Source organism: Nocardioides sp. NBC_00850 (assembly GCF_045207335.1).
Taxonomy (GTDB): domain Bacteria; phylum Actinomycetota; class Actinomycetes; order Propionibacteriales; family Nocardioidaceae; genus Nocardioides.
Genome location: NZ_CP108845.1, coordinates 4,139,417 through 4,164,357, shown reverse-complemented (window position 1 = coordinate 4,164,357; position 24,941 = coordinate 4,139,417). Strand labels below are relative to the sequence as shown.

Sequence of the window (24,941 nt, the reverse complement as noted above, 5' to 3'; positions counted from 1 at the left end):
AGGCCCGGTTCGGACCGCGGTTCTCCACAGGCCGCATAGGCCCGGGCGGGACTGTCGGTGCCCCTGATCAGGATGGTGGTCGGAGGTGATCGAGATGACGGTCGCAAGGGTAGAGAAGGAGCCATCACCGGACGATGGCGAGCGCATGGGGCCGGCCGGCGGGCTGGCGACGGTCAACGAGGTGCGGTTGATCGGTCGGCTGTCGCTGGCCGCTGAGGAGAAGGAGCTGCCGAGCGGAGATCAGCTCACCGCGTTCCGGGTCGTCGTGAACAGGCCACGCGACAAACGCCGGGGGAGCAGCCGGGTGCAGATCGACGCGCTCGAGTGTCACACCTGGGTCGCCCGGGTCCGGCGAGCGGCGATGACCTGGCAGGTCGGCGACGTCATCGAGGTCAACGGCTCCCTGCGTCGCCGGTTCTTCAAGACCGGCGGCCGGCTGCAGTCGATGACCGAGGTGGAGGTGTCGTCGGCCAGACGGGTGAGCCGGGCAGCCGCCGCGACCAGGCAGGCCAGCTAGTGGCGCGACTTCTCCAGCCGTGCCGAGTCGAGAAGACGGATGAGCACGCCCGGGTGCGGCTTGGGCTGGAAGGACGTCGCCTTCTCCGGGAGCAGCTGCCCGATCGAGGCGGAGGAGAGGATGGTGTCGAAGGTCGGGGCCGCCAACAGCACCGCGACGTCGCGACCCGGGCGGGCCCGCTTCAGAGCGGCGTCGACCTGGTGGGCGTGCAGCACCCGCGACGGCTGCCGGCGCAGCTCCGGGAGGACGCGGTCGTGCAGATAGCCGACATCGCCGGTGATCGGGCTGTTGGCGGTGTCGACGTCGAGGGTTGCCCAGCCCCGGCCGTCGCTGAGCACGATGACACCAGGTCCGAGCCTGCTCAAAGCGGCGTCGCGGCTGCCGGCGGTCCACTCGGCGCCGACGGACTCGGCCGCGGCCCGTAGGTCGCGCAGGTTCACCCCGGCCAGCACGCGATGGATCGCCCCGAGCTGCAACGGCGTGTCGTCCTGGTCGATCAGCATCGCCAGACCGAAGTCGGTCGCGGCGCCGTCGCCGGGCTCGGCGAGACCCTGGAGCTCGGCGTACGCAGCGTAGCGGTGGTGTCCGTCGGCGATCAGCGCCTGCTGATCTGCCCATGCGGTGCGCAGCTGCCCGATCAGCGCCTCGTCGGTGATCGCCCAGACGCGATGGTGCTGGCCGCCGTGGTCGTCGTACTGCTCCTCGGGCGTGCCGCTCTGCACCCGGTCGAGCAGGGCCGCGATTCCGTCGGGAGCGTGGTAGGTGAGCAGGATCGGGGCCGGATGCACCCGCATCTGCCGCATCCGGGAGGCGAGCTGCTCGGCCTGGGCGGTGCGTACGCCCTCGTGGGGGATGACCGCGGCACCAGCGGGGTCGTCGGTGCGGTGCGAGACGTCGAGGATTCCGACGACGCCACGCACGGTGATTCCGGCGGCGGTGTACTCGTGGAGGTAGAGCGCGAGCTCCTGGTGCTGGCGCAGATCGCCACGCGCCAGCCACGAGCTGATCCGGGAGGCGACCCCTCGATAGGGGCGGGAGTAGAGCCGTGCGGAGGTCGGGTCCCCGATCCGTGAAGGGGCCAACGAGAGCGCTCGAAACGGCTCGAGGCGCAGCGGACGCCCGAGGTACGGCGCCCTGACCACACCCGTATCGTCCATCCGCACATCGTAGGGTCACACTGGTGCCATTCGCCGAACCCCCGACTCAGAGAAGGAACTTCGTGTGCTGACCGGCCATCAGTTGAAGGGCTCAGCCCAGCCGCTCGCCGCCGCCCATGACGTGGCGATGCTCGACCTCGACGGCGTGGTCTACATCGGGGGCACAGCGGTCCGGCGCGCCCCCGAGTCGCTCGCCGCCGCACGCGAGGCCGGGCTCAGGCTGGCGTTCATCACCAACAACGCCGCCCGGCCTCCGGCCAAGGTCGCCGAGAACATCCGCAACCTGGGGATCGACGCTACCGCCGAGGACGTGGTCACCTCGGCCCAGGCCGCCGCGCGTGTCCTGGCCGAGCGGCTCGCTCCTGGGGCGAAGGTCGTCAACCTGGGTGCCGCCGGCCTGCGCGAGCCGCTCGAGGCGGCCGGCCTGGTGCCGGTGGCCGTCGACGAGGACGCCGAGGCGATCGTCACCGGATACAACCCCGAGCTGCTGTGGAAGGACATCCTGCGCGCGGCGGTGCGGATCAAGGACGGGCTCTTCTGGGTCGCCAGCAACACCGACATGACCTTCCCGGCGGCCTACGGGATCGCGCCGGGCCACGGCGTCCTTGTCGACACGCTGCGCCGCTTCTCGGGCGTCGAGCCGGTCGTGGCGGGCAAGCCTTCGCGACCGCTGCTGGAGGAGACCATCCGGCGCACCGAGGCCGATCACCCGCTGATGGTCGGCGACCGGCTCGACACCGACATCGAGGGCGGCCGCAACGCCGGCATCGACACGTTGCTGGTGCTCACCGGGGTCACCGGGCTCGAGGATCTGGTCGCGGCAGACCCGCAGCGACGGCCTTCCTACATCTCCGCCGACTTGGGCGGGCTGCTGGAGACCCACCCGGCGCCGGAGACCGAAGGCACGACCGCGCGGCTCGGCGGCTGGACGGCAGAGGTACACGACGGAGAGCTGCAGGTCACCGGCGAAGGGAGACCCGACGACTGGTGGCGGGTCGCCGCGGCCAGCGCCTGGGCACACCTGGACGCCACCGGATCAGTGGCCACGATCGGCGCACAGGCCGTGCCGCCTGGCCCGGATGCCGACGGCGGGACGGTAGTCTCAGCCTCATGAGCGAGCAGCATTTCGACGAGACTCCGGCTGAGGCCTCGGCCGGGCGGGGTGGCGCCGGCACGGCGCCGCACACCGGTGTCGCCCGCGTCGACGCGGTGCTCGAGACGCTCGACCGGCTCGACGAGCTGCCGCTGGCCGAGCACGTCGGTGTCTTCGAGGCCGCTCACACCGAGCTGCGTCGCGCCCTGGACCCCGACACCGGGGCCCACGACGCGATGGCCCGGATCGCCGCGGCCTCCGGCGAGTCCCAGCCGACCGACCAGCCCTGAGAGGCGAGCGCATGCCCCCTCGCCGCCTGCGTCTCGACGCCGAGCTGGTCCGGCGCAAGCTGGCCCGGTCTCGCGAGCACGCCAGTGAGCTGATCGCCGCCGGGCGGGTCACGGTCTCGGGCAACCGAGCCACCAAGCCGGCCACAGGCGTCACCACCGATGTCGCGATCGTGGTCAGCGAAGACCCCGACCGTCCCGACTTCGTCTCCCGCGGCGGGCACAAGCTCGCCGGAGCACTCGCGGCGTTCGAGCCGCTCGGCCTCTCGGTCAAGGGCCGCCGCTGCCTCGACGCCGGCGCGTCGACGGGCGGGTTCACCGACGTACTGTTGCGCAACGAGGCCCGGCAGGTCGTCGCCGTCGACGTCGGCTACGGCCAGCTCGCCTGGCGGCTGCAGCAGGACGAGCGGGTCGTCGTCCACGACCGCACCAACATCCGCGACCTCTCCCTCGACGTGGTCGGCGAACCCGTCGACGTCGTCGTCGGCGACCTCTCCTTCATCTCCCTCGAGCTCGTCCTGGACGCGCTGATCCGGGTGACCAGCCCCGACGGCGACCTGGCGCTGATGGTCAAGCCGCAGTTCGAGGTCGGCAAGGACCGCGTCGGCAAGGGTGGCGTGGTCCGCGACCCCGTCCTGCGAGCCGAGGCCGTCAACGCCGTCGCCGCGGCCGCCGCGAGGCGTGGCTGGGGCGCACGCGCGGTCACGACCAGCCCGCTCCCGGGCCCGTCGGGCAACGTCGAGTTCTTCCTGTGGCTGCGCCGCGGGGAGGCCACCGTCACCGAGGCGGAGATCGAGGAGGCCGTACGCGAGCAGCGCGGCCTGGAGAGCCCCGCCACCGGGGTTGTGTCGGTGCCGTCTGAGAAGGTTGATCCGTGACCGATGCCGACACCGCTCCGGTGGACCCAACGCCTGTGGACCCAGCCGAGGTTCGGCGGGTCTTCATGCTCATCCACACCGGGCGCGAGGAGGCCCGCGAGGTCGGCCTCGCCTGTGCCAAGTCGTTGGCGGTCCACGGGATCGTGGTCAGGGTGCTGGCCAGCGAGGCGGCAGACCTGGGCATCGACCCGGAGGCGTACGAACCGAAGCTCGAGCTCGCCGCCGACGAGGACGACGCGAGCCGAGACTGCGAGCTGGCCCTGGTCATCGGTGGCGACGGCACCATCCTGCGCGCGGCCGAGATCGTCCAGCCCCACCGCACCCCGGTGCTCGGGGTCAACCTCGGACACGTCGGGTTCCTGGCCGAGGCGGAGTACGACGACGTCGAGTCGACGATCGAGGCGATCGTGCAGCGTCGCTACACCTCCGAGGACCGCCTCGCGCTCGAGGTCAGCGTCTTCGAGGACGGTCAGAAGGTCTTCCGTACGTTCGCGGTCAACGAGGCCAGCGTCGAGAAGGCCGCGCGCGAGCGGATGCTCGAGGTCGTCGTCGAGATCGACGGCCGGCCGCTGTCGAGGTGGGGCTGCGATGGCGTCGTCTGCGCGACCCCGACCGGCTCGACGGCCTACAACTTCTCCGCCGGTGGCCCGGTCGTGTGGCCGGGCGTCGAGGCGCTGCTGCTGACCCCGATCAGCGCCCACGCGCTCTTCGCGCGGGCCATGGTGGTCGCGCCGACCTCGGTGCTGGCCGTCGAGGTCATCTCGCGTGCCGACGGCGCCGGCGTGCTCTGGTGCGACGGTAGGCGTTCCTACGACCTGGGCCCAGGTGCCCGGATCGAGGTCACCCGGGGGGTGGAGCCTGTCAGACTCGTTCGCCTGCATCAGGCCCCGTTCACGGATCGTCTGGTGCGGAAGTTCGGACTGTCTGTGGAGGGATGGCGAGGCGCCGCGGAACGGCGTCCGTTCAGGATGAACGGAGGCGAGAATGCTTGAGGAGATCAGGATCTCCGGACTCGGGATCATCGAGTCCTCGACCCTGGAGCTCGGACCGGGGCTGACCGTGGTGACCGGTGAGACCGGCGCGGGCAAGACGATGATCGTGACCGCGCTCGGGCTGCTGCTCGGCGGCCGCGGCGACGCCGGCTCGGTCCGCAAGGGCAAGAAGGCGGCCCGGGTCGAGGGCGTCATCGATGCCCGGTCGCTGCCCAGCGTCATCGAGGCGACCGAGGAGGCCGGGGGAGAGGTCGAGGAGGGCCGCGTCCTGGTGGCCCGCACCGTCGCCGCCGAAGGCCGAGCGAGGGCGTACGTCGGGGGAGCGACCGTCCCGGTCGCGACCCTCGGCTCGGTGACCTCACCGCTGGTCGCCGTCCACGGACAGTCCGACCAGCACCGGCTGCTGCAGCCGCGCGCCCAGCGCGACTCGCTGGACCGCTTCGGCGGGGACGCGGTCGCCAAGCTCATCGCGGCCTACGGCGACATCCACGCCGAGCTCCGAGGCGTCGAGCGCGAGCTCGACGAGGTCACCACCCACGCCCGCGAGCGGGCGCAGGAGGCCGACCTGCTCCGCTTCGGCCTCGGTGAGGTCGAGGAGGTCTCACCGGAGTCCGGCGAAGACGTCACCCTCGCCCAGGAGGAGGAGAAGCTCGGCTACGCCGACACACTGCGCACCGCCGCCGAGCAGGCCCGAGAGGCGCTCTCCTCGGAGGTCGACGCCCCCGACGCGCTGGGCGCCATCTCGGCCGCGCGCCAGGCCCTCGACGGCGTGCGCGACCACGACCCCGACGCCGCCTCCCTGGCCGACCGGCTCGCGGAGGTCTCCTACCTGCTCTCCGACCTGGCCGCCGATGTCGCCTCCTACGCGACCGCGATCGAGACCGACCCGGCGCGGCTCTCCGTGGTCTCCGAGCGCCGTGCGGCGCTGACCGCGCTGACCAGGAAGTACGGCGAGACCATCGACGAGGTGCTCGCCTGGGCCGAGACCGGCGCCAAGCGCCTGCTCGAGCTCGACTCCGACGACGACCGGATCGAGGAGCTCCGCGGGGAGCGCACCCGGCTGCGAGCCGCCCTCGCTGACGCAGGCATGGCGCTGTCGGCCGCCCGCACCGACGCCGCCGGCGCCTTGGCCGAGGCGGTCAGCGACGAGCTCACCGGACTGGCCATGCCGCACGCGCGTCTGGTGGTCGACGTACGCCAGAAGGAGACCGACGCGCCCGCATCCGAGGACGAGCCGCACGCGCCGCTACTGGTTGGATCGGGGCAGGTCGGTTCGGGCAAGAACCACCGCTGGCTGCGCTACGGCTCCAACGGCCTCGATGAGGTCGAGCTGCTGCTGGCCGCCAACACCGGCTCGGAGCCCCGCCCGCTCCACAAGGGCGCCTCCGGCGGTGAGCTCTCCCGGGTGATGCTGGCGATCGAGGTGGTCCTGGCGGCCACCAGCCCGGTCCCGACCTTCGTCTTCGACGAGGTCGACGCCGGCGTCGGTGGCACCGCCGCGGTCGAGATCGGCCGTCGTCTGGCCCACCTCGCCCGCACCGCCCAGGTCCTGGTCGTCACCCACCTGCCCCAGGTCGCCGCCTTCGCCGACCACCACGTCGCAGTCGAGAAGACCAGCGACGGCGTGGTCACCAGCTCCGGCCTCACCGTCCTCGACGACGAGTCCCGCGAGCGCGAGCTCTCCCGCATGCTGGCCGGGCTCACGGCCTCCGACACCGCCATCGCGCACGCCCGCGAGCTCCTCGAGGTCGCCCGCGCCGCGAAGGTCTGACCCCGCCGAAACCTCAGTTCTGGCGACCCGAGTCGGTCGTTGTGGCGAACGACACACGCCACAACGACCGACTCGGCCGCCAAACGTACGCATTCGGCCGCCACGACGACCGACTCGCCGGATGGGAGATCCTGGGACGCGCGCCGGCGACGGGGGAGGATTGGCGGGACATGAGACTGCCTACTCGCCAGATTCCCTCCGTACTGCCAGGCATCCGCGGCACGCTCCGCGCGGGGCGGCCGACCAGGGCCCTGATCCCGCGGCTCAAAGAGGGCGACATCGCGGTCATCGACCATGTCGACCTGGACCGGAGCACCGCGCTGGCGATCGTGGCCAAGGGCGTGATCGCCGTGGTCAACGCCCAGCCGTTGGTCTCGGGCCGCTACCCGAACCGGGGCCCGCAGACGCTGGCCGACGCCGGGATCGAGCTGATCGACAAGATCGGCGAGGCGGGGCTGGAGAAGCTGGTCGACGGGCGGAAGGCCCGGATCCTCGACGGCGAGATCTTCGACGGTGAGCAGCTGCTGACCTCGGGCCGTGCGGTCGACCAGGAGTCCCTCGACAAGGACCTCGAGGACGCCAAGCGGGGCCTGAGCTCCCACCTGGATCTCTTCACCCACAACAGCAGCGAGCTGCTCAAGCGCGAGGAGGAGGTGCTGCTGCACGGCAACGGCGTACCTCCTCTCGACACGCCCCTGGCGGGCCGGCCCGTCGTGGTGGTCGCCGACCACCCCGACCTGGACCGGCTCCTCGGCGACCTCTCCGGCTTCCTGCGCGAGCAGCGCCCGGCCGTCATCGCGGTGGGCCCCGCGGCGAAGAGGCTGACCAAGAAGCAGGTACGCCACGCCGTGATCGTCCTGGGCCCCGACACCGACGGCTACCCCGAACCGAAGGTGCTCACCAGCGCCGCCGAGGTCGTCCTCGCCCCCGGCGCCTCCGCGAGCGAGAACGCCACCGAGCTCCTCGACCGGATCGGCGTGCAGCCGAAGCGGTTCGAGTCCGCCCTCGCCCCCGAGGACGCCGCCCTCCTGGTCGCCTACGCCCAGCACCCCTCTTTGGTGGTCGGGGCCGGGCTGAGCACCACGCTGACCGACTTCCTCGAGGACCAGCGCCCGGGCCTGGCCGGCACCTACCTGACCCGGCTCGCCCTCGGCCCGACGCTGATCGACGCGTCCGCGGTTCCGGCGGTGCGCCGCAAGGAGCCCCGCAGCCGTCGGCTCGTCCTTCCGGTCCTGGCGGCGGTGACGGCGCTGGCGATCGGCGTACCCGCCGGCGTCTGGGTGGCCGACCACGACCTCACCGCGATCGGCACGGGAATCGCGAACAGAGCCGGCGACGGAGCGGCGGCGAGCCCCACCTCCGGCGAGAGCGAGACGAAGGCCGCGAAGGACCCCCAGCAGAGCGCCGAGGCCCAGTTCGTCGCCGAAGCCGGCGACGCGCTCCTACCCGGCACGCTCACCGGCCAGAAGGTCGCCGTCGTCACCCTTCCCGGCGCCGACCGGAAGACGGTCGACGCGCTCACCGGCAATATCGAGACGGCCGGCGGCGAGACCACAGGGGTGCTCGACGTACGACCGAATCTGCTGGACCCCGACCGCAAGCAGTACGTCGACAGCCTGGCCACCCAGCTGGTCAAGCAGCTGGGCCGGGGCGACACGAAACAGGCGACCTATCAGCGGATGGGCCAGGTGATCGGGGAGACCTACGCCGGTACGAAGCCGCCGACAGCGTTCGACCAGCCCGCGAAGACCGCCGCTGTGGCGTTGCTCACCGGCGACCTGGTCAAGGCCCAGGGACGACCGACCGGACCGGCCGGCCTCGTCCTGGTCGTCCTCGGCGACGACAGCGCGGACACGACCGCGGTCGAGGGCCTGGTCGAGGGTCTCGGCGCGACCACGAAAGGCCTGGTCGTGACGGCCCCCACGGGCTCCGAGGACCTCGAGACGCTCCGCGCCAACGACTGGCCGGGCTGGTTCGCGTCGGTCGACGGCATCGAGACCAGCACCGGTCAGGTCGCCGCTCCGCTCGCGCTGGCTCGACAGATGAGTCAACAAGGTGGCGATTTCGGTGCGTCAGGTTTCGGTGGCCTGCTGAAGCGTTGATAGGATTGAGGCCCATGAAGTCGGCGAGCTTGACCAAGCACATTTTTGTCACCGGGGGCGTCGCCTCCTCATTGGGAAAGGGCCTGACGGCATCGTCCCTCGGCCGTCTTCTCCGTTCGCGTGGTCTGAGCGTGACCATGCAGAAGCTGGACCCGTACCTCAACGTGGACCCCGGCACCATGAACCCGTTCCAGCACGGTGAGGTCTTCGTGACCAACGACGGTGCCGAGACCGATCTCGACATCGGCCACTACGAGCGGTTCCTCGACACCGACCTGGTCGGCCACGCCAACGTGACCACCGGGCAGGTCTACTCCAACGTGATCGCCAAGGAGCGCCGCGGCGACTACCTCGGCGAGACCGTCCAGGTGATCCCGCACATCACCGACGAGATCTCCGAGCGGGTCCTGGCCATGCACGGCCCAGAGATCGACGTGGTGATCACCGAGATCGGCGGCACCGTCGGCGACATCGAGTCGCTCCCGTTCCTCGAGGCCGCCCGCCAGGTGCGCCAGCGCCTCGGCCGCGACAACGTCTTCTTCGTGCACGTCTCCCTGGTGCCCTACATCGGCCCGTCCAAGGAGCTCAAGACGAAGCCGACCCAGCACTCGGTGATGGCGCTGCGCCAGATCGGCATCCAGCCCGACGCCATCGTGTGCCGCGCCGACCGTGAGCTGCCCGAGGGCATCAAGCGCAAGATCGCGCTCATGTGCGACGTCGACGAGGACGCCGTGGTGACCGCCGCCGACGCCCCGAGCATCTACGACATCCCGAAGGTGCTCCACCGCGAGGGCCTGGACGCCTATGTCGTACGCAAGCTCGACCTGCCCTTCCGTGACGTCGACTGGGCGCTGTGGGAAGACCTGCTCCGCCGGGTGCACCACCCCAAGGAAGAGCTCACCATCGCCCTGGTCGGCAAGTACATCGACCTCCCCGACGCCTACCTGAGCGTCGGCGAGGCGCTGCGCGCGGGCGGTTTCGCCAACGAGGCCAAGGTCAACATCCGCTGGATCCCCTCCGACGAGTGCGAGACCCCCGAGGGCGCCGCGAAGAACCTCCACGACGTCGACGCCGTCTGCGTCCCCGGCGGCTTCGGCATCCGCGGCCTGGAGGGCAAGCTCGGCGCGCTGACCTACACCCGCATCCACCAGATCCCCACGCTCGGCCTGTGCCTGGGTCTGCAGTGCATGGTCATCGAGTACGCCCGCAACGTGCTCGGCCTGGAGAAGGCCGACTCCACCGAGTTCGACGCCGAGACCCCCGAGCCCGTCATCGCGACGATGGAGGAGCAGAAGGCGTACGTCGAGGGCGCGGGCGACCTCGGTGGCACCATGCGCCTGGGGCTCTACCCGGCCGAGCTCAAGAAGGGCTCGATCGCGGCCGAGGTCTACGGCGAGACCTCCATCGAGGAGCGTCACCGCCACCGGTACGAGGTCAACAACGCCTACCGCGACCAGCTGGAGGACGCCGGCCTGGTCTTCTCCGGCCTCTCGCCGGACAACCAGCTCGTCGAGTTCGTCGAGCTGCCCCGCGACGTACACCCCTACTACGTCTCCACCCAGGCCCACCCCGAGCTCCGCTCGCGGCCGACCCGCCCGCACCCGCTCTTCGCCGGGCTGGTGAAGGCGGCCCTCGACCGGCAGAAGGAGCAGCGGTTCCCGATCGACGAGACCAACCTGCGCCGTGAGGTCAGCGAGGTCGAGCTGCCGGAGACGGCTGACGCCTGAGTATCAGTTGACAGAGCCCCTGGGACCGGTGTTTCCGGATCCAGGGGCTCTGTGTCTGTGTGTCAGCGACGTACCTCGCCGGTCGGCTTCACCTCGCCGCGCCAGGCACCGGTCTCGGTGCCGCGGTGCTCGATGAAGTTCTTGAAGCGATCGAGGTCGCCCTTGGCCCGCATGTCGACGATCTTGAGAACGTCACCGGTCTTCTCGACCGCGCCCTCGGGCTCGTACTCCAGGCGGAGCGTCACCTGGGTCGTCTTCGCCATCGGGTCCTGGGTGAACGACACCGTCCCCTTGTTCTGGGCACCCTCCACGGCGCGCCAGGTGATCCGCTCATCGGGAACCTGATCGACGATCTCGGCGTCCCACTCGCGCGTCACGCCGCCGATCTCGGCCTTCCAGTGCAGGTGCTTGTCGTCGAGCTGCTTGACCGACTCGACGCCCTCCATGAACTGGGGGAACGACTCGAACTGGGTCCACTGGTCGTACGCGGTGCTGACCGGGACCGCGACCTGGACGCTCTTCTCGATCGTGCTCATGTCGTGTCTCCTCTCGATTGCGTACGACACGAGGGGTACCCGCCGTCTTCGCGGGCCATACCTTCTCGGGCCCGGATTCTGGCTGCGCTACAGCGCGCGGGCCGCGACCTGCCGCGAGTGCACGTCGGCCATGCGGATGATCGTCTGACGGACGAAGGGGACCAGCGTGTCGCCCTCACAGGCGGCGCGTGCGGCAGCGGCGACCTCCTCACCGGCCTGCACCGGGTAGAAGCGGAGCTGGAGCCCGTAGGCGAGCAGCCCGCCACCCCTGATGGCGGCGACGGCGTCGAGATAGCGGTGGGCGTACGGAGCCAGGATCTCCTCCTGGCCGGGCCGCCAGAACGCCGAGCTCAACGCGTATCCGCCGTCGGTGCGCGGCAACCGGCGCTCGATCATGGACACCTGCCAGGCCTCCTCCTTGGCCTCCGCGAGCGGCTGCGCGGTGCGTACACCCAGAGCACTGACCCAGGACTCGGGGTCCGGGTCGCGTGCCTCCAGAGCGGCGACCGCCTCGGCGTCGTAGTCGCCCGTCTCGGCGCGCCGGCCGAGCAACCGCCAGGCCACCTGTACGTCCTCGGCGGCCCCTTCCTCGGCCAGCGCGAGCTGCTCGGGCGTGGAGGCGTGCGAGGCGAGGACGCGCAGAGCGGTGTCGCGGTTGGCCGGGTCCTCGGCGAGCGCCGCGGCCCCTCCGGCGACCAGCGCGCGCTGCTCGGCGACCCGCTCGGGCGCCGTCCACAGCTCGGCAGCGGTGACGGCCATGCCCAGGAACTCGCCGGTGACCTGCGGGTTGCGCTCGTTCTCGAGGACCGAGAGGACGCGCGAGACGACCTCGGGACCGGCGATCTCGCCACGGAACAGGGCCGTCCAGGCGCTGTTGACCGCGACCGCCCGCGCCACCGCATCGGGCAGCAGGCCGGCGTTCTGGCCGAGCCAGGCTTCGCTGGCATCGTCCGAGCGCACCGCCGCGAAGGTCACGTCGGTCGCGTTGACCAGGTGCGCGGCGGCATCGGGGAGCGAGACCGCGACGGGCTCGCCGGCCACGGTGACCGGAGTGGTGGCGAGCAGGGCGCCGGAGGCGTCGTAGGAGGCGATGTCGAGCCGGTGGGGACGTACGGTCCCGTCCGGGCTGGTGACCGACACCTTGCCGTCGGCGAGGGTGATCACGTCGGTGCCGGCGTGATCGAGCCACGCGGTGGTCCAGGCGGAGAGGTCCTTGCCCGCGGCCGCGCCGAAGGCGCCCATCAGGTCGTCGAGGACGGTGTTGCCGTAGGCGTGCTCGGCGAAGTAGGACTGCAGCCCGGCGAGGTAGGCCTCCTCGCCGATGTAGGCGTGCAGCTGCTGCAGCACGGCCTGACCCTTCATGTAGGTGATCGCGTCGAAGTTGGCCATCGCGACGTCGACGCTGGGCACCACCCCACGGATCGGGTGGGTGGCCGGCGTCGCGTCGATGTCGTAGCCCGCCTTCTTCTCGGTCAGCGCGATCGAGGCCCACACGTCGGCGTAGTCGGGGAGCGCGGCCGAGGCCCACACGGCCGCCCACGAGGCGAAGGCCTCGTTGAGCCACAGGTCGTCCCACCAGCGCATCGTGACCAGGTCGCCGAACCACATGTGCGCCATCTCGTGGAGGACCACGTTGGTGCGCTCGGTCCGGTCGGCGTGGGTCGGTGCCGTGCGGTAGAGGAACACGTCGCTGTGGGTGACCGCGCCCCAGTTCTCCATCGCGCCGCCCATGTCGGGCACGAAGATCTGGTCGTAGCGACGCTGCGGGAACGGCATCCCGAACTTGGTTCCGAACCAGGCCAGCCCGTGCTCGGTGACCTGCAGGATCTCCTCCTGGTCCCGCTCGAGCTGGCTGCGGAGCGACTGACGGGCGTATAGCCCCAGGTCGTAGCCGCCGCGCTCCTCGCGGACCTCGACGAACGGCCCGGCGTTGACCACCACGACGTACGTCGAGAGCGGGGGAGTGTCCTCGAAGACCCAGGTCCGCGCGCCGTCCGCCGCGTCCGAGACGTTCGCGGGTGCGGAGTTGGAGAGCACCGTCCACTGCTCGGGCGCGGTCACGGTGAACCCGTGCACGGCCTTGAGGTCGGGCTGGTCGAAGCAGGCCCACAGCCGACGGGCGTCGTCGGGCTCGAAGGAGGTCCACACGTAGACGTTGCCGTCGGAGGGGTCGACGGTGCGCAGCACGCCCTCGGAGGAGGCGGTGTCGGACTGGGAGGCGGTGACGACCAGGGTGTTGGTCTCGGCGAGGTCCTCGAGCGGGATCCGGCCGGCGCTGATCGTGGCGAGGTCGAGCTCCGTGCCGTTGAGCGTGGCCGCGCTGACCTCCGCCACGCAGTCGACGAACGTGCTCGAGCCGGGGGTGGCGGAGAAGGTGATCGTGGAGACGCTGGAGAGCGTCTCGCCCTCCAGCAGGCCGGTCATGTCGAGCGAGATGTCGTAGCGCTCGACGGTGACCGTGGCGGCCCGCGCGGCCGCCTCCTCCTGGGTGAGAGAGGCAGGGGCGGCGGGGGAGGTCTGAGACATGAGCCGAGGGTAGCCTCGGGCCATGACATCGGACGCACGAATTTCCGACTCGCCCGTGCCGCTGGACCAGGGACCGCTCACCGAGTGGGACGTCCCGGAGAGCTGGCCGGTCGCCTCGAGCGAGGACCTCCACCGCGACGGCTGGGTGGTCGCGCTGCGTGCCGACCGGATCAACCGTCCCGGCCACGAGGACGAGGAGCCGTTCCGCCGCCTGGTCGTCGAGCACCCGGGCGCCGCGGTCGTGCTGGCGCTCGACGAGGAGGAGCGGGCCCTGGTCATCACCCAGTACCGCCATCCCGCCAAACGGCGCTTCGTCGAGCTGCCGGCCGGCCTGATCGACTATCCCGGCGAGGACCCGGTCGACGTCGCCGTGCGCGAGCTGCGCGAGGAGGTGGCCCACGAGGCCTCCGAGTGGACGCCGCTGCTCTCGACGTACGCCTCGCCCGGGCTCACCGAGGAGATCCACCACTTCTTCCTCGCCCGCGGCCTCACCGCCAGTGACCGCGACGGCTTCGAGCTCGAGCACGAGGAGGCCGAGATGAGCGTCCACTGGGTGCCCTTCGAGGAGCTCCTGGAGGCCGTGCTGAGCGGCCGGGCGACCGACTCGCCGGTAGTCCAGGCCGTGCTTGCGTACGCGGCTCTCAAGTCTCGTGGCAGAGTCTGATCAGGGGGTCTGGTCAGGACCGAGCGACGTGATTTTGGTGACTTGCGCCACACCGGGTTAGACATGCCGCGTCAGGCGGCGCACATCCGGCTGACCCGTAGACCCACGGACCACCACATTCAGGGGAAGAAACACAATGAGAATCGGCGTACCCAAGGAAGTCAAGAACCACGAGTACCGGGTGGCGATCACCCCCTCGGGCGTCCACGAGCTGGTGGCCAACGGCCACGAGGTCTTCGTCGAGGCCGGTGCCGGCGTCGGCTCCTCGATCCCGGACAGCGACTACGCCGCGGTCGGCGCCAAGATCCTCGGAGATGCCGACGAGACCTGGGGCAACGCCGACATGGTGCTCAAGGTCAAGGAGCCGGTCGCGGAGGAGTACCACCGCCTGCGCGAGGGCCTGACCCTGTTCACCTACCTCCACCTGGCCGCCGACAAGCCGCTGACCCAGGAGCTGCTGGCCAAGAAGGTCACCGCGATCGCGTACGAGACCGTCGAGCTGCCCAACCGGGCGCTGCCGCTGCTCTACCCGATGTCGGAGGTCGCCGGCTGCCTGGCGCCGCAGGTCGGCGCCTACAACCTGCTCAAGGCCCAGGGCGGCCGCGGCACGCTGATGGGTGGTGTCGGCGGTGTCGCCAACGCCAAGGTCGTCATCATCGGTGCCGGCGTCTCCGGGCAGAACGCCGCCAACATCGCTCTGGGGATGGGCGCGGACGTCACGCTGCTCGACACTGACCTGGAGAAGCTGCGGATGTCGTTCTGGCGCTACTCCAACCAGGTCCACGGTCTCGCGTCGAACAAGCTCGCGCTCGAGGAGCAGGTGCTCCAGGCCGACCTGGTCATCGGCGCCGTGCTGATCCCGGGCGCGGCCGCGCCGAAGCTGGTCACCAACGACCTGGTCTCGCGGATGAAGCCGGGCTCGGTGCTCGTCGACATCGCCATCGACCAAGGTGGCTGCTTCGAGGACTCCCACGCCACCACCCACGCGGACCCGACCTACCAGGTCCACAACTCCACCTTCTACTGCGTGGCCAATATGCCCGGCGCGGTGCCCAACACCTCCACCTACGCGCTCACGAACGCGACGATGCCGTACGCCGTCGCCCTGGCGAACAAGGGCTGGGCCCAGGCGTTGCGTGACGACGCCGCGCTCGCCAAGGGCCTCAACACCCACGCCGGCCAGCTCACCTACGGTCCCGTCGGCGAGGCGGTCGGCATCGACTCCGTCGCGCTCGCGGACGTGCTCGGCTGATCTCCTCAGGAGTCACAGGAGTCACGCCGTACAGGCAATTCCGGCACTTCTCGGGCATTGCACTGCCCGAGAAGTGCCGGCCATAAAAATTAGTAGGGCCCGGTTAACCGGGTATTCCTCCCCGACCGGATCCACCACCCCTGGTTGGATGGACCCGTGACCGCCGCATCGAACGTCTCGAGCTCCGCTTCGGCGGTATCCAATGCCTCGGGCTCCGCTTCAGCGGTGGAGCACGCGATGCGTACGTATCTCGACCACCTCACCGTCGAGCGAGGGCTCGCGGCCAACACGCTGTCCTCTTACCGCCGCGACCTGAGGAGGTACGCCGAGTTCCTCGCCCAGCAACGCGTCGATGACCTCGCCGGGGTCTCGGAGGCGACGGTGTCGGGGTTCCTGGCACACCTGCGCGAAGGCAGCGAAGAGCATCCGGCGCTCAGCGCGACCTCGGCGGCGCGGACGGTCGTCGCGGTGCGCGGGTTCCACAAGTTCGCGGTGGCCGACGGGCTGGTCGAGGCCAACCCGGCCGGCCACGTGAAGCCCCCGCGCGCGGAGAAGCGACTCCCGAAGGCGCTCCCGCTGGCCGACGTGGAGGCGATCCTGGAGGCGGCGGGCGCGCCCGGGACGCCGCTCGCGCTGCGCGACCGGGCCCTCCTCGAGGTGCTCTACGGCACCGGCGCCCGCATCTCCGAGGCGGTCGGCCTCGATGTTGACGACCTCGACCGGGTCGACCACGTCGTACTCCTGCGAGGCAAGGGCGGCAAGGAGCGGATCGTCCCGGTCGGCTCCTACGCCATCGAGGCGGTCGAGGCCTACCTGACCCGGGCCCGCCCCGACCTCGCAGCCGCCCGCTCGGGTGGCGCGCTCTTCCTCAACGCCCGCGGCGGCCGCCTCTCCCGCCAGTCGGCCTGGACCGTCCTGACCCGTGCCGCCGAGCGCGCCGGGATCCACAAGGACGTCTCGCCCCACACCCTGCGCCACTCCTTCGCCACCCACCTGCTGGACGGCGGCGCCGACGTACGTGTCGTGCAGGAGCTGCTGGGCCATGCGTCGGTGACCACGACGCAGATCTACACTCTTGTCACCGTGGACAATCTCCGAGAGGTCTTCGCGACCGCACACCCGAGGGCCCTGTGACCGTTTCGACCAAACCCGGCGACTGGATCCCCAAGGTCGGAGCGAGCCCCGACGACGTCTACGAGGCGGTCGTGGCGTGGGCCGAGGGGAGCGGCCGCAGCCTCTACCCCCATCAGGACGAGGCGATCATGTCCATCCTGGCAGGCGACAACGTCATCCTGGCGACGCCGACGGGCTCGGGGAAGTCGCTGGTCGCGGCGGGCGCGCACGCGGCGGCGCTGGCCGAGGACAAGGTCTCCTTCTACACCGCGCCGATCAAGGCGCTGGTCAGCGAGAAGTTCTTCGACCTCGTCGAGACGTTCGGCGCCGAGAACGTCGGCATGCTCACCGGCGACGCGAGCGTCAACGCCGACGCCCCGATCATCTGCTGCACCGCCGAGGTGCTCGCCAACCTCGCGCTGCGAGAAGGAAAACACGCCGACGTCGGGCTCGTGATCATGGACGAGTTCCACTACTACGGCGAGCCCGACCGCGGCTGGGCGTGGCAGGTGCCGCTGCTTGAGCTCCCGCAGGCCCAGTTCCTGCTGCTCTCCGCGACCCTCGGCGACACCAGCGCCCTGGCCAAGGACATGACCAGGCGAAACGGCCGCGAGACCGTCCTCGTCGACCAGGCGGAACGACCCGTTCCGCTCACCTTCGACTGGCGCCTCACGCCGCTCCAGGAGACCCTCGAGGAGCTCGTCACCACCGGCCAGGCGCCCGTCTACGTCGTCCACTTCACCCAGAAGGACGCCGTCACCCACGGCACCTCCCTGCTCAACGCCGGCTGGCTGAAGCTCTCAAACGAGGAGAAGGACCAGATCGCCAAGCGGCTCGAGCCGGTCCGCTTCGCCGCCGGCTTCGGCAAGACCCTCTCCAAGCTGCTGCGCAAGGGCATCGGCGTCCACCACGCCGGCATGCTCCCCAGATACAGAAGGCTGGTCGAGCAGCTAGCCCAGGCCGGGCTGCTCAAGGTCATCGCCGGCACCGACACCCTCGGCGTCGGCATCAACGTCCCGATCCGCACCGTGCTCTTCACCGGCCTGGCCAAGTTCGACGGGCGCCGCCAGCGCATCCTGCGCACCAGGGAGTTCCTCCAGATCGCAGGAAGAGCCGGCCGGGCGGGCTTCGACACCCAGGGCTACGTCGTCGTCCAGGCGCCTGAGCACATCATCGAGAACGAGAAGGCCAAGGCGAAGTCCGAGGAGCGCCGCAAGGCGGGCAAGAAGAACTCCAAGGCCCAGCTCAAGAAGCCGCCCGAGGGCACGGTCGTGTGGACCGAGGCGACCTTCACCAAGCTCGTCGACGGCGCGCCCGAGCCGCTGCAGAGCAAGATGAAGGTCGACAACTCGATGATCCTCAACGTGGTCGCCCGCGACGAGGACGCCTTCGAGGTGATGCGCCGGATCACCATGGACAACCACGAGGAGCGGCGCACCCAGCTCAAGCTCGCCCGCCGGGCCCTGCGCCTGACCCGCTCGCTGGTCCACAGCGGGGTCCTGACCAGGCTCGCCGAGCCTGATGCGTACGGGCGGCGCTATGTCCTCACCGAGGACCTGCCCGCCGACTTCGCGCTCAACCAGCCGCTGGCTCACTTCGCCCTCGCCGCGCTGGACACGCTCGATCCGGAGTCCCCGGAGCACACCCTCGAGATCGTCTCGGTGATCGAGTCCGTCCTCGAGCCCCCGCGCCAGATCCTCTTCGCCCAGCAGCACGAGGCCCGCGGCAAGGCGATCGAGAACATGAAGGCCGACGGCGTCGAGTACGACGAGCGGATGGCGCTCATCGAGGAGATCACCTGGCCCAAGCCGATGGCCGAGCGGCTCGAGGCGCTCTTCGAGGTCTACCGCGGCACCCACCCGTGGCTGCCCGAGGACGCCCTCGACCCGAAGTCGATCCTGCGCGAGATGTACGAGCAGGGGATGACCTTCACCGACGTCGTACGTCGCTACCAGCTCGCCCGCTCCGAGGGCCTGGTGCTGCGCTACCTGACCGACGCCTACCGCACCTTCCGGCACACCCTCCCCGAGACCCACAAGAGCCCCGAGATCGAGGACCTGATCGAGTGGCTGGGGGAGACCATCCGGCAGACCGACTCCTCGCTGCTCGACGAGTGGGAGGCGCTCTCCGACCCCGAGCACATCCCGTCGGCAGTCGCCCACCACGAGGCGCCACCGCCGCCGCGGTCGCTGTCCCAGCAGACCCGTGCGTTCGAGATCATGGTCCGCAACGCGATGTGGGCCCGGGTCGACGCGGTCTCGCGAGACGACCTCGACACGCTGATGTCGCTGGAGCGCTCCGCCGCCGACCGGGTCGAGCCGTCGCGCGACGTCGTGATGACCAGGTCCCGCTGGGACGACGCCCTCGAGGCCTACTTCGCCGAGCACGACGACGTGGGCATCTCCGCCGACTCGCGCTCGCCCAAGCTGCTCACCTGGACCGCCGAGCGCGGCGCCCCGGCGGGGGTGGACGAGGAGGACGAGACGTACGACGAGACCCGCATCTGGCGGGTCACTCAGACCCTCGACGACCCGGCCGGCGACCACGACTGGGTGATCGAGGCGGTGGCCGACCTGGACGCGAGCGACGAGGCCGGCGAGCTGGTCCTGGCGACGGTGGCGATGCGTCGGCTGTGACGGGTTGCTCCGTTCCGCTAGCGTTGGGGCGTGCGCAAGCTACTGAAGAACCCCGTCGTCGTCGCGGCCATCGCCAAGATCGCCAACGAGGCTCGCAAGCCCGAGAACCAGAAGAAGATCAAGGACGCTGCGGGCAAGGCCTACGACCAGTTCCAGAAGCGCCGTCGGTCGCACTGAGACCGGCTGTTCGAGCGGAGATTCATCCACAGGTTTCTCCACAGCGAAGGCCCTTCCTGTGGGGCTGGCGGTGCGCCAAGTGCACAGGTCATCAACAGATTCCGGTCGCGTAGCAGAATCACCCGGATTTGCCTTGTGACACGCCCGGCGCGGCTCCTACAGTCGCGCAGATCCGGGTCTTAGAGTCGCCGTGTCGACATATAGACCCGCTAGCCGTGATCGTCCCAGGGCCGCGGCAACTGAACCGGGGGTGGAGGAATGGAAGACAGCTATTTCGGAGCAGGTGGCGCGACCGCGCCGCAGATGCCTCCGCAGACGCCGGCAGCCCCGCCGCCGGCCTATCCGCCCTCGGCCCGGCTGCGCGCCAACGCCCCCGAGCCCGACGCGGGCTCGTTCGACGGCCCGGGCAAGAACAAGAAGGGCCCCACCGGTCGCCCCTGGCCCAACCTCCCCGAGCCCGGCCCCGCCACCGGCGGCCCCGCGCGCACGGTCGCGATGGTCAACCAGAAGGGTGGCGTCGGCAAGACCACGACCACCATCAACCTGGGTGCCGCGCTGGCCGAGCACGGCCGCAAGGTCCTGATGGTCGACTTCGACCCGCAGGGATCGCTCTCGGTCGGTCTGGGTCTCCAGCCCAACGAGATCGAGCTGACCGTCTACAACCTGCTGATGGAGCGTGACATCACGCTCGACGACGTCGTCGTCCCCTCCGGCATCGACGGCGTCGACCTGCTCCCGGCCAACATCGACCTCTCCGCCGCCGAGGTGCAGCTCGTCCAGGAGGTCGCCCGCGAGCAGACCCTGGCCCGCGCCCTGGCTCCGGCCGTCGCCAACTACGACGTGATCCTGATCGACTGCCAGCCGAGCCTGGGCCTGCTGACCGTCAACGCGCTCACCGCCTCCGACTCCGTGGTCGTGCCGCTGGAGTGCGAATACTTCGCGCTGCGTGGCGTCGCGCTGCTCAAGGACACCATCGACAAGGTTCAGGAGCGGCTCAACCCGCGTCTGAAGATCGACGGGATACTGGGCACGATGTACGACAGCCGCACCATGCACAGCCGCGAGGTCATGGAGACCCTCGTCAACGGCTGGGGCGACCGCGTCTTCCACAGCGTCATCCGCCGCACCGTGAAGTTCGCCGACTCCACCGTGGTCGGCGAGCCGATCACCGAGTACGCCTCCAGCTCCACCGGCGCCGACTCCTACCGGATGCTCGCCAAGGAGGTGCTGGCCCGATGGCAACGCGGCGAGTGAGGGTTCCGGCAGCCGACGACCTCTTCAGGCGTACGTCCGACGGCGCTGCCGCCGCCGGGCCTGCCGCCGAGGCGAAGGCCCGCCCGGTGCACGCCGTGCCCGAGCCGGCCGAGGAGACGCCTGCCGCCAAGAAGCGGTCCAGCGGCCGCGTACGTCATGACGAGAAGATGACGGTCTACATCACCTCCGAGGAGCTGCTCGACCTCGAGCACGCCCGGCTCAACCTGCGGGCCAAGCACAGCATCGCGGTCGACCGCGGCCGACTGGTGCGCGAGGCGCTCGCGATCGTGCTGGCCGACCTCGAGGAGTACGGGGACGACAGCGCCCTCGTGCACCGGCTCGCCGAGTGACGGTCACGCAGATGCCGGCTGGGCCGACGACGGATGGCCCTGCGGGGGCCGAGCAGGAGTCGAGCGGCACCGGGGGTTTCGAGGTCCACCTCGGCAACTTCGAAGGTCCCTTCGACCTGTTGCTCAGCCTGATCGCCAAGCACAAGCTCGACATCACCGAGGTCTCCCTGGCCACGGTGACCGACGAGTTCATCGCCTACGTCAAGAAGGGCGCCGCCGACAGCGGGTCCTGGGACCTCGAGCAGACCTCCAACTTCCTGCTGGTCGCGAGCACGCTGCTCGACCTGAAGGCGGCTCGGCTGCTGCCGCAGGGTGACGTCGAGGACGAGGAGGACCTCGCGCTGCTCGAGGCGCGCGACCTCCTCTTCGCGCGGCTGCTGCAGTACAAGGCGTTCAAGCTGGTCGCGGCCGTCTTTGGCGAGCGGCTCGCGAAGGAGTCCAAGCGACACCCACGCTCGGTGCAGCTCGAGCCGCGCTATGCGGGGCTGTTGCCCGAGGTGCTGATCGGGATCGGGCTGGAGCAGTTCGCCCAGCTCGCCGCGGCTGCGATGGCCCCCAAGCCGGGGCCGCCCGAGATCGGGCTCGCCCACATCCACGGCTCGAAGGCCTCGGTCAAGGAGCAGGCGGCGCTGGTCATCGAGCGGCTGCGCGCCGGGGGACAGGTGACCTTCCGTGGCCTGTGCTCCGACTCGCCGGACACGCTGACCACCGTGGCCCGGTTCCTCTCGCTGCTGGAGCTCTTCCGCGAGGGTGCGGTCGCCTTCGACCAGGTCACCGCGCTGGGCGAGCTGACCGTACGCTGGACCGGCGATGAGGCGCTCGATGTCGATGAGCTGATCCAGGACGAGTTCGAGGGGCAGCCGCCCGCGGAGGGCGGCGCCGATGACGGGGAGAAGGACGATGACTGAGGCTGCGACAGGGGAGACCACCGAGGAGACCCTTGCGATCGAGTTCGCCGACCTGCGGCCCGCGCTCGAGGCGGTGCTGATGGTCGCCGACGAGCCGCTGGCGGCGGCCTCGCTGGCCTCGGCGGTGGGACACCCGACGGCCGCGGTGATCGATGCCCTGGAGGCCCTGGCGGCCGAATACACCGAGCAGGGCCGCGGCTTCGACCTGCGCAACGTCGCGGGCGGCTGGCGGTTCTACACCCGCGAGGAGTACGCCGCCGTCGTCGAGGGTTTCGTGCTCGAGGGTCAGCAGGCCCGGCTGACCCAGGCGGCCCTGGAGACGCTGGCCGTGGTCGCCTACAAGCAGCCCGTCTCGCGCGCCCGTGTCTCCGCGATCCGTGGCGTCAACGTCGATGGCGTGATGCGTACGCTGCTCACCCGCGGTCTCGTCGAGGAGGCCGGCCAGGACCACGAGACCGGCGCCAACCTCTACCGCACGACCGGCTACTTCCTGGAGCGGATCGGCATCACCGACCTCGGCGAGCTGCCGGAGCTGGCTCCCTATCTGCCCGACCTCGCGGACATGGAGGAGGAGCTGACCGAGCAGGTCAGCCAGGAGGCGCTCGCCGCACAGCCCGAAGAGAGCGCGGCAAATGGGGATGACTCGGCGGATACGGCAGAATCGCAAGCGTGAGTGACCTGCCTGAGCGAGACGATCTGCCGCTGGACGACGAGGGCCTGATCCGGCTCCAGAAGCTGCTGGCCCTGGCCGGCATCGCGTCGCGACGCGGCAGCGAGATCCTGATGCTCAACGGCTCCGTCGAGGTCAACGGAGAGGTGGTCACCCGCCTCGGCACCAAGGTCGACCCCGGCAAGGATGTCGTACGCGTCGACGGCAAGCGGCTCCCCCCGATCTCCGGCAAGGTCTACCTGGCCCTCAACAAGCCGCGTGGCGTGGTCTCGACGATGAGCGACCCCGAGGGGCGCCGCAACCTCTCCGACCTGGTCGCCGACCGCCCGGAGCGTCTGTTCCACGTCGGCCGCCTCGACACCGACACCGAGGGCCTGATCATCCTCACCAACGACGGTGACTTCGCCCACCGGCTGGCGCACCCCAGCTACGAGGTCGACAAGACCTATGTCGCCGAGGTCAGTGGCGAGATCTTTCCCAACGTACGCAAGCGGCTCCTCGCCGGTGTCACCCTCGAGGACGGCCCGGTGACCGTGACCAAGGCCCGGATCATGGAGACCCGCAAGGACAAGTCGATCATCGAGCTGGTCATCCACGAGGGACGCAACCGCATCGTGCGCCGCCTCCTCGACCACCTCGGCCACCCGGTCACGCGGCTGACCCGCACCCGGATCGGCCCGGTACGGCTCGGCACCATGAAGCCCGGTGAGATGCGCGACCTCTCCCGCGAGGAGCTCGGCGAGCTCCTCGACACCACCGAGCTCTGACGGGTCGGAAACCCTGGTGCGTACGTGGGCCTGAGCCGTTAAGGTGATCGGCATGCAGCAGCGCGCGATGAGCACGACGACGCCGGACCCACTCTGGCGCTGACCTGCTGTCCACTTTTCGCAGACCGCCCCGGAGCATTGCTCCGGGGCGGTTCTCGTCTCTGGTGGCGGTGCTCCGGGCACCGACCTAAGGAGCATCTACCCGTGAATCTCGATCATCGTGAGCTCAACCGTGACCTCGACATCTTCGCCACCGACCCGCTGGCCGGATCCGGGCTGCCGCTGTGGCTTCCCGACGGGGCCGTCATCTTCGCCGAGCTGGAGCGGCTCGCCGCCGACCTGGCCCGGGCCGACGGCTGCGTACCGGTCAAGACCCCGGTGCTCGGCAAGCGTGCGCTCTTCGAGCGCTCGGGTCACTGGGCGAAGTTCGCCGAGGACATGTTCCCGCCGATGGCCGTGGGTTCGGGTCCGGCGGGGGAGAGTGGCGACGAGCTCGTGCTCCGTCCAGCCAACTGCCCTCACCATGCGCTGGTCTACAAGGCCCGCCAGCACTCCTATCGCGAGCTGCCGATCCGGCTGCACGAGCTCGCCCCGATGTTCCGTGCCGAACGCTCCGGGGTGCTCTCGGGGCTGAGCCGGGTACGCCAGATCAACCTCGACGACACCCACGTCTTCTGCCGCCCCGACCAGGTCGCCGAGGAGGCGGGGAAGGCGCTGCGCTCGGCGCTGAAGGCCCAGGAGATCCTCGGTCTGCGGGTCGACTACGTCCGCCTCTCCCTCCGCGACGCCTCCCCGTCCTACCTCGGCTCCGCCGAGCAGTGGGACGGCGCCGAGGAGGCGCTGAGGAAGGCGGCCGCCGAGGCCGGCGTCGAGGTCGTCGTGGCGCCTGGCGAGGCCGCCTTCTACGGACCCAAGCTCGACCTTCAGGTCATCGACCCAGCCGGTCATGACGAGACCATCGCCACCGTCCAGATCGACTTCAACCAGCCCGAGCGCTTCGACCTCACCTACGACGCCGCCGACGGTTCCCAGCAGCGGGTCGTGATGGTCCACCGCGGCACCGTCGGCTCGATGGAGCGCGTCACCGCCGCCCTCCTGGAGCGCTACCAGGGTCGTCTCCCGCTGTGGCTGGCGCCGGCCCAGATCGCCGTCCTCCCGGTCTCCGCATCTCAGGACCCCGCGGCCCACAGGCTCGTCGACGCGCTCGTCGCCGAGGGCCTCCGTCCGCGCCTGGACGCGGGCGGCTCGCTCGGGGGCAGGATCCGCGAGTCTCGTCGTCGGCGTGAACCGTTGATCGCGGTCATCGGGGCGGTCGAGGCTGGGTCTGGCCAGGTTCAGGTACGCGACGTCGGGGCCGGTGTCGAGCGGCGGGTCGATGTCGACGATCTCGTGGGGGTGATGAAGGCGGCGTATATGTCTCGGGCGGTTGAGATGTCCTGGTGAGATCTGGGCCGTAACGGGTCCGCGGACACCAGCCAACGCGCCACAACGCCCAGCGCTATCGCACACAATCTTCGCTCAGCGCGATAGTGCATGGGCAACCCGCGCCGACCGTGGCACCATC

General features: G+C 70.3%; 22 protein-coding genes. 19 read left to right on the top strand and 3 right to left on the bottom strand.

All coding sequences use genetic code 11. The features are described 5' to 3' along the window. Positions 1-94: 94 nt before the first annotated feature. Positions 95-517: a single-stranded DNA-binding protein gene (locus OH802_RS20230; protein WP_406021442.1), complete on the top strand. Its 423-nt coding sequence runs from the start codon at positions 95-97 to the stop codon at positions 515-517. Here OH802_RS20230 and OH802_RS20225 read toward each other — a convergent pair. Further along, positions 514-1,674 (bottom strand): DUF1015 family protein, encoded by a 1,161-nt coding sequence (locus tag OH802_RS20225; RefSeq protein WP_406021440.1) that lies wholly within the window; start codon positions 1,672-1,674, stop codon positions 514-516. The genes OH802_RS20230 and OH802_RS20225 overlap by 4 nt on opposite strands. A 64-nt stretch (positions 1,675-1,738) precedes the next feature. Between OH802_RS20225 and OH802_RS20220 the strand changes: the two genes are divergently transcribed. From OH802_RS20220 to OH802_RS20190, 7 genes are all read left to right on the top strand, one after another. Next, on the top strand, positions 1,739-2,788 hold the full coding sequence (locus tag OH802_RS20220) for an HAD-IIA family hydrolase (RefSeq protein WP_406021438.1): 1,050 nt from the start codon (positions 1,739-1,741) through the stop codon (positions 2,786-2,788). Beyond that, positions 2,785-3,057, top strand: coding sequence for a hypothetical protein (locus OH802_RS20215; RefSeq protein WP_406021436.1), 273 nt, complete (start codon positions 2,785-2,787; stop codon positions 3,055-3,057). The genes OH802_RS20220 and OH802_RS20215 overlap by 4 nt, the downstream gene beginning before the upstream one ends. Positions 3,058-3,068: 11 nt before the next feature. Beyond that, complete coding sequence (locus OH802_RS20210) at positions 3,069-3,932, top strand: TlyA family RNA methyltransferase (protein WP_406021435.1); 864 nt, start codon at positions 3,069-3,071, stop codon at positions 3,930-3,932. 65 nt (positions 3,933-3,997) lie between these two features. Then, positions 3,998-4,924: an NAD kinase gene (locus OH802_RS20205; RefSeq protein ID WP_406029362.1), complete on the top strand. Its 927-nt coding sequence runs from the start codon at positions 3,998-4,000 to the stop codon at positions 4,922-4,924. Continuing rightward, the gene (recN, locus tag OH802_RS20200; RefSeq protein WP_406021433.1) at positions 4,917-6,695 is read left to right on the top strand and encodes a DNA repair protein RecN; all 1,779 of its coding nucleotides are present in this window, start codon (positions 4,917-4,919) and stop codon (positions 6,693-6,695) included. Before OH802_RS20205 ends, recN begins: the two co-directional genes overlap by 8 nt. A gap of 170 nt (positions 6,696-6,865) precedes the next feature. Further along, complete coding sequence (steA, locus tag OH802_RS20195; RefSeq protein ID WP_406021431.1) at positions 6,866-8,797, top strand: putative cytokinetic ring protein SteA; 1,932 nt, start codon at positions 6,866-6,868, stop codon at positions 8,795-8,797. A 14-nt stretch (positions 8,798-8,811) separates the two neighbouring features. Then, positions 8,812-10,524: a CTP synthase gene (locus OH802_RS20190; RefSeq protein ID WP_406021429.1), complete on the top strand. Its 1,713-nt coding sequence runs from the start codon at positions 8,812-8,814 to the stop codon at positions 10,522-10,524. A gap of 62 nt (positions 10,525-10,586) precedes the next feature. On the opposite strand, the gene OH802_RS20185 is transcribed toward OH802_RS20190, so the two are convergent. After that, the gene (locus OH802_RS20185) at positions 10,587-11,060 is read right to left on the bottom strand and encodes an SRPBCC family protein (RefSeq protein ID WP_406021427.1); all 474 of its coding nucleotides are present in this window, start codon (positions 11,058-11,060) and stop codon (positions 10,587-10,589) included. An 87-nt stretch (positions 11,061-11,147) separates the two neighbouring features. Continuing rightward, on the bottom strand, positions 11,148-13,586 hold the full coding sequence (gene pepN, locus OH802_RS20180) for an aminopeptidase N (RefSeq protein WP_406021425.1): 2,439 nt from the start codon (positions 13,584-13,586) through the stop codon (positions 11,148-11,150). Between the two features lie 22 nt (positions 13,587-13,608). On the opposite strand from pepN, the gene OH802_RS20175 reads away from it, so the two are divergent. The 11 genes from OH802_RS20175 to thrS all read left to right on the top strand — a co-directional run bounded on the left by OH802_RS20175 (position 13,609) and on the right by thrS (position 24,820). After that, entirely contained in the window at positions 13,609-14,250 is a 642-nt protein-coding gene (locus tag OH802_RS20175) for an NUDIX domain-containing protein (RefSeq protein WP_406021423.1), read from the top strand. A 136-nt stretch (positions 14,251-14,386) separates the two neighbouring features. Then, positions 14,387-15,502, top strand: coding sequence for an alanine dehydrogenase (ald, locus tag OH802_RS20170; RefSeq protein WP_406021421.1), 1,116 nt, complete (start codon positions 14,387-14,389; stop codon positions 15,500-15,502). Positions 15,503-15,739: 237 nt separating this feature from the next. After that, on the top strand, positions 15,740-16,636 hold the full coding sequence (xerD, locus tag OH802_RS20165; RefSeq protein ID WP_378840886.1) for a site-specific tyrosine recombinase XerD: 897 nt from the start codon (positions 15,740-15,742) through the stop codon (positions 16,634-16,636). Continuing rightward, positions 16,633-19,251 carry a DEAD/DEAH box helicase gene (locus tag OH802_RS20160; protein WP_406021419.1) on the top strand — a complete coding sequence of 873 codons (2,619 nt, stop codon included), beginning with the start codon at positions 16,633-16,635 and terminating at the stop codon, positions 19,249-19,251. The genes xerD and OH802_RS20160 overlap by 4 nt, the downstream gene beginning before the upstream one ends. 30 nt (positions 19,252-19,281) lie before the next feature. Next, positions 19,282-19,428, top strand: coding sequence for a hypothetical protein (locus OH802_RS20155; protein ID WP_350839477.1), 147 nt, complete (start codon positions 19,282-19,284; stop codon positions 19,426-19,428). Between the two features lie 258 nt (positions 19,429-19,686). Continuing rightward, complete coding sequence (locus OH802_RS20150; RefSeq protein ID WP_355017245.1) at positions 19,687-20,682, top strand: AAA family ATPase; 996 nt, start codon at positions 19,687-19,689, stop codon at positions 20,680-20,682. Next, entirely contained in the window at positions 20,664-21,032 is a 369-nt protein-coding gene (locus tag OH802_RS20145; protein ID WP_160023748.1) for a hypothetical protein, read from the top strand. Before OH802_RS20150 ends, OH802_RS20145 begins: the two co-directional genes overlap by 19 nt. Positions 21,033-21,043: 11 nt before the next feature. Further along, the gene (locus tag OH802_RS20140; protein ID WP_406029360.1) at positions 21,044-21,940 is read left to right on the top strand and encodes a segregation and condensation protein A; all 897 of its coding nucleotides are present in this window, start codon (positions 21,044-21,046) and stop codon (positions 21,938-21,940) included. After that, complete coding sequence (scpB, locus tag OH802_RS20135) at positions 21,933-22,613, top strand: SMC-Scp complex subunit ScpB (RefSeq protein WP_406021416.1); 681 nt, start codon at positions 21,933-21,935, stop codon at positions 22,611-22,613. The genes OH802_RS20140 and scpB overlap by 8 nt, the downstream gene beginning before the upstream one ends. Beyond that, positions 22,610-23,377 (top strand): pseudouridine synthase, encoded by a 768-nt coding sequence (locus tag OH802_RS20130; RefSeq protein ID WP_160023742.1) that lies wholly within the window; start codon positions 22,610-22,612, stop codon positions 23,375-23,377. Before scpB ends, OH802_RS20130 begins: the two co-directional genes overlap by 4 nt. 204 nt (positions 23,378-23,581) lie before the next feature. Beyond that, positions 23,582-24,820 carry a threonine--tRNA ligase gene (gene thrS, locus OH802_RS20125; protein WP_406021413.1) on the top strand — a complete coding sequence of 413 codons (1,239 nt, stop codon included), beginning with the start codon at positions 23,582-23,584 and terminating at the stop codon, positions 24,818-24,820. The last annotated feature ends 121 nt before the right edge of the window (positions 24,821-24,941 follow it).

Excerpts from the sequence above, each read along its gene's own strand:
- OH802_RS20230 (WP_406021442.1), top strand. The coding sequence starts at position 95 with ATGACGGTCGCAAGGGTAGAGAAGGAGCCATCACCGGACGATGGCGAG.
- OH802_RS20225 (WP_406021440.1), bottom strand. The coding sequence starts at position 1,674 with ATGGACGATACGGGTGTGGTCAGGGCGCCGTACCTCGGGCGTCCGCTG.
- OH802_RS20215 (WP_406021436.1), top strand. The coding sequence starts at position 2,785 with ATGAGCGAGCAGCATTTCGACGAGACTCCGGCTGAGGCCTCGGCCGGG.
- OH802_RS20210 (WP_406021435.1), top strand. The coding sequence starts at position 3,069 with ATGCCCCCTCGCCGCCTGCGTCTCGACGCCGAGCTGGTCCGGCGCAAG.
- OH802_RS20205 (WP_406029362.1), top strand. The coding sequence starts at position 3,998 with ATGCTCATCCACACCGGGCGCGAGGAGGCCCGCGAGGTCGGCCTCGCC.
- recN (WP_406021433.1), top strand. The coding sequence starts at position 4,917 with ATGCTTGAGGAGATCAGGATCTCCGGACTCGGGATCATCGAGTCCTCG.
- steA (WP_406021431.1), top strand. The coding sequence starts at position 6,866 with ATGAGACTGCCTACTCGCCAGATTCCCTCCGTACTGCCAGGCATCCGC.
- OH802_RS20190 (WP_406021429.1), top strand. The coding sequence starts at position 8,812 with ATGAAGTCGGCGAGCTTGACCAAGCACATTTTTGTCACCGGGGGCGTC.
- OH802_RS20185 (WP_406021427.1), bottom strand. The coding sequence starts at position 11,060 with ATGAGCACGATCGAGAAGAGCGTCCAGGTCGCGGTCCCGGTCAGCACC.
- pepN (WP_406021425.1), bottom strand. The coding sequence starts at position 13,586 with ATGTCTCAGACCTCCCCCGCCGCCCCTGCCTCTCTCACCCAGGAGGAG.
- OH802_RS20175 (WP_406021423.1), top strand. The coding sequence starts at position 13,609 with ATGACATCGGACGCACGAATTTCCGACTCGCCCGTGCCGCTGGACCAG.
- ald (WP_406021421.1), top strand. The coding sequence starts at position 14,387 with ATGAGAATCGGCGTACCCAAGGAAGTCAAGAACCACGAGTACCGGGTG.
- xerD (WP_378840886.1), top strand. The coding sequence starts at position 15,740 with ATGCGTACGTATCTCGACCACCTCACCGTCGAGCGAGGGCTCGCGGCC.
- OH802_RS20150 (WP_355017245.1), top strand. The coding sequence starts at position 19,687 with ATGGAAGACAGCTATTTCGGAGCAGGTGGCGCGACCGCGCCGCAGATG.
- OH802_RS20145 (WP_160023748.1), top strand. The coding sequence starts at position 20,664 with ATGGCAACGCGGCGAGTGAGGGTTCCGGCAGCCGACGACCTCTTCAGG.
- OH802_RS20140 (WP_406029360.1), top strand. The coding sequence starts at position 21,044 with ATGCCGGCTGGGCCGACGACGGATGGCCCTGCGGGGGCCGAGCAGGAG.
- scpB (WP_406021416.1), top strand. The coding sequence starts at position 21,933 with ATGACTGAGGCTGCGACAGGGGAGACCACCGAGGAGACCCTTGCGATC.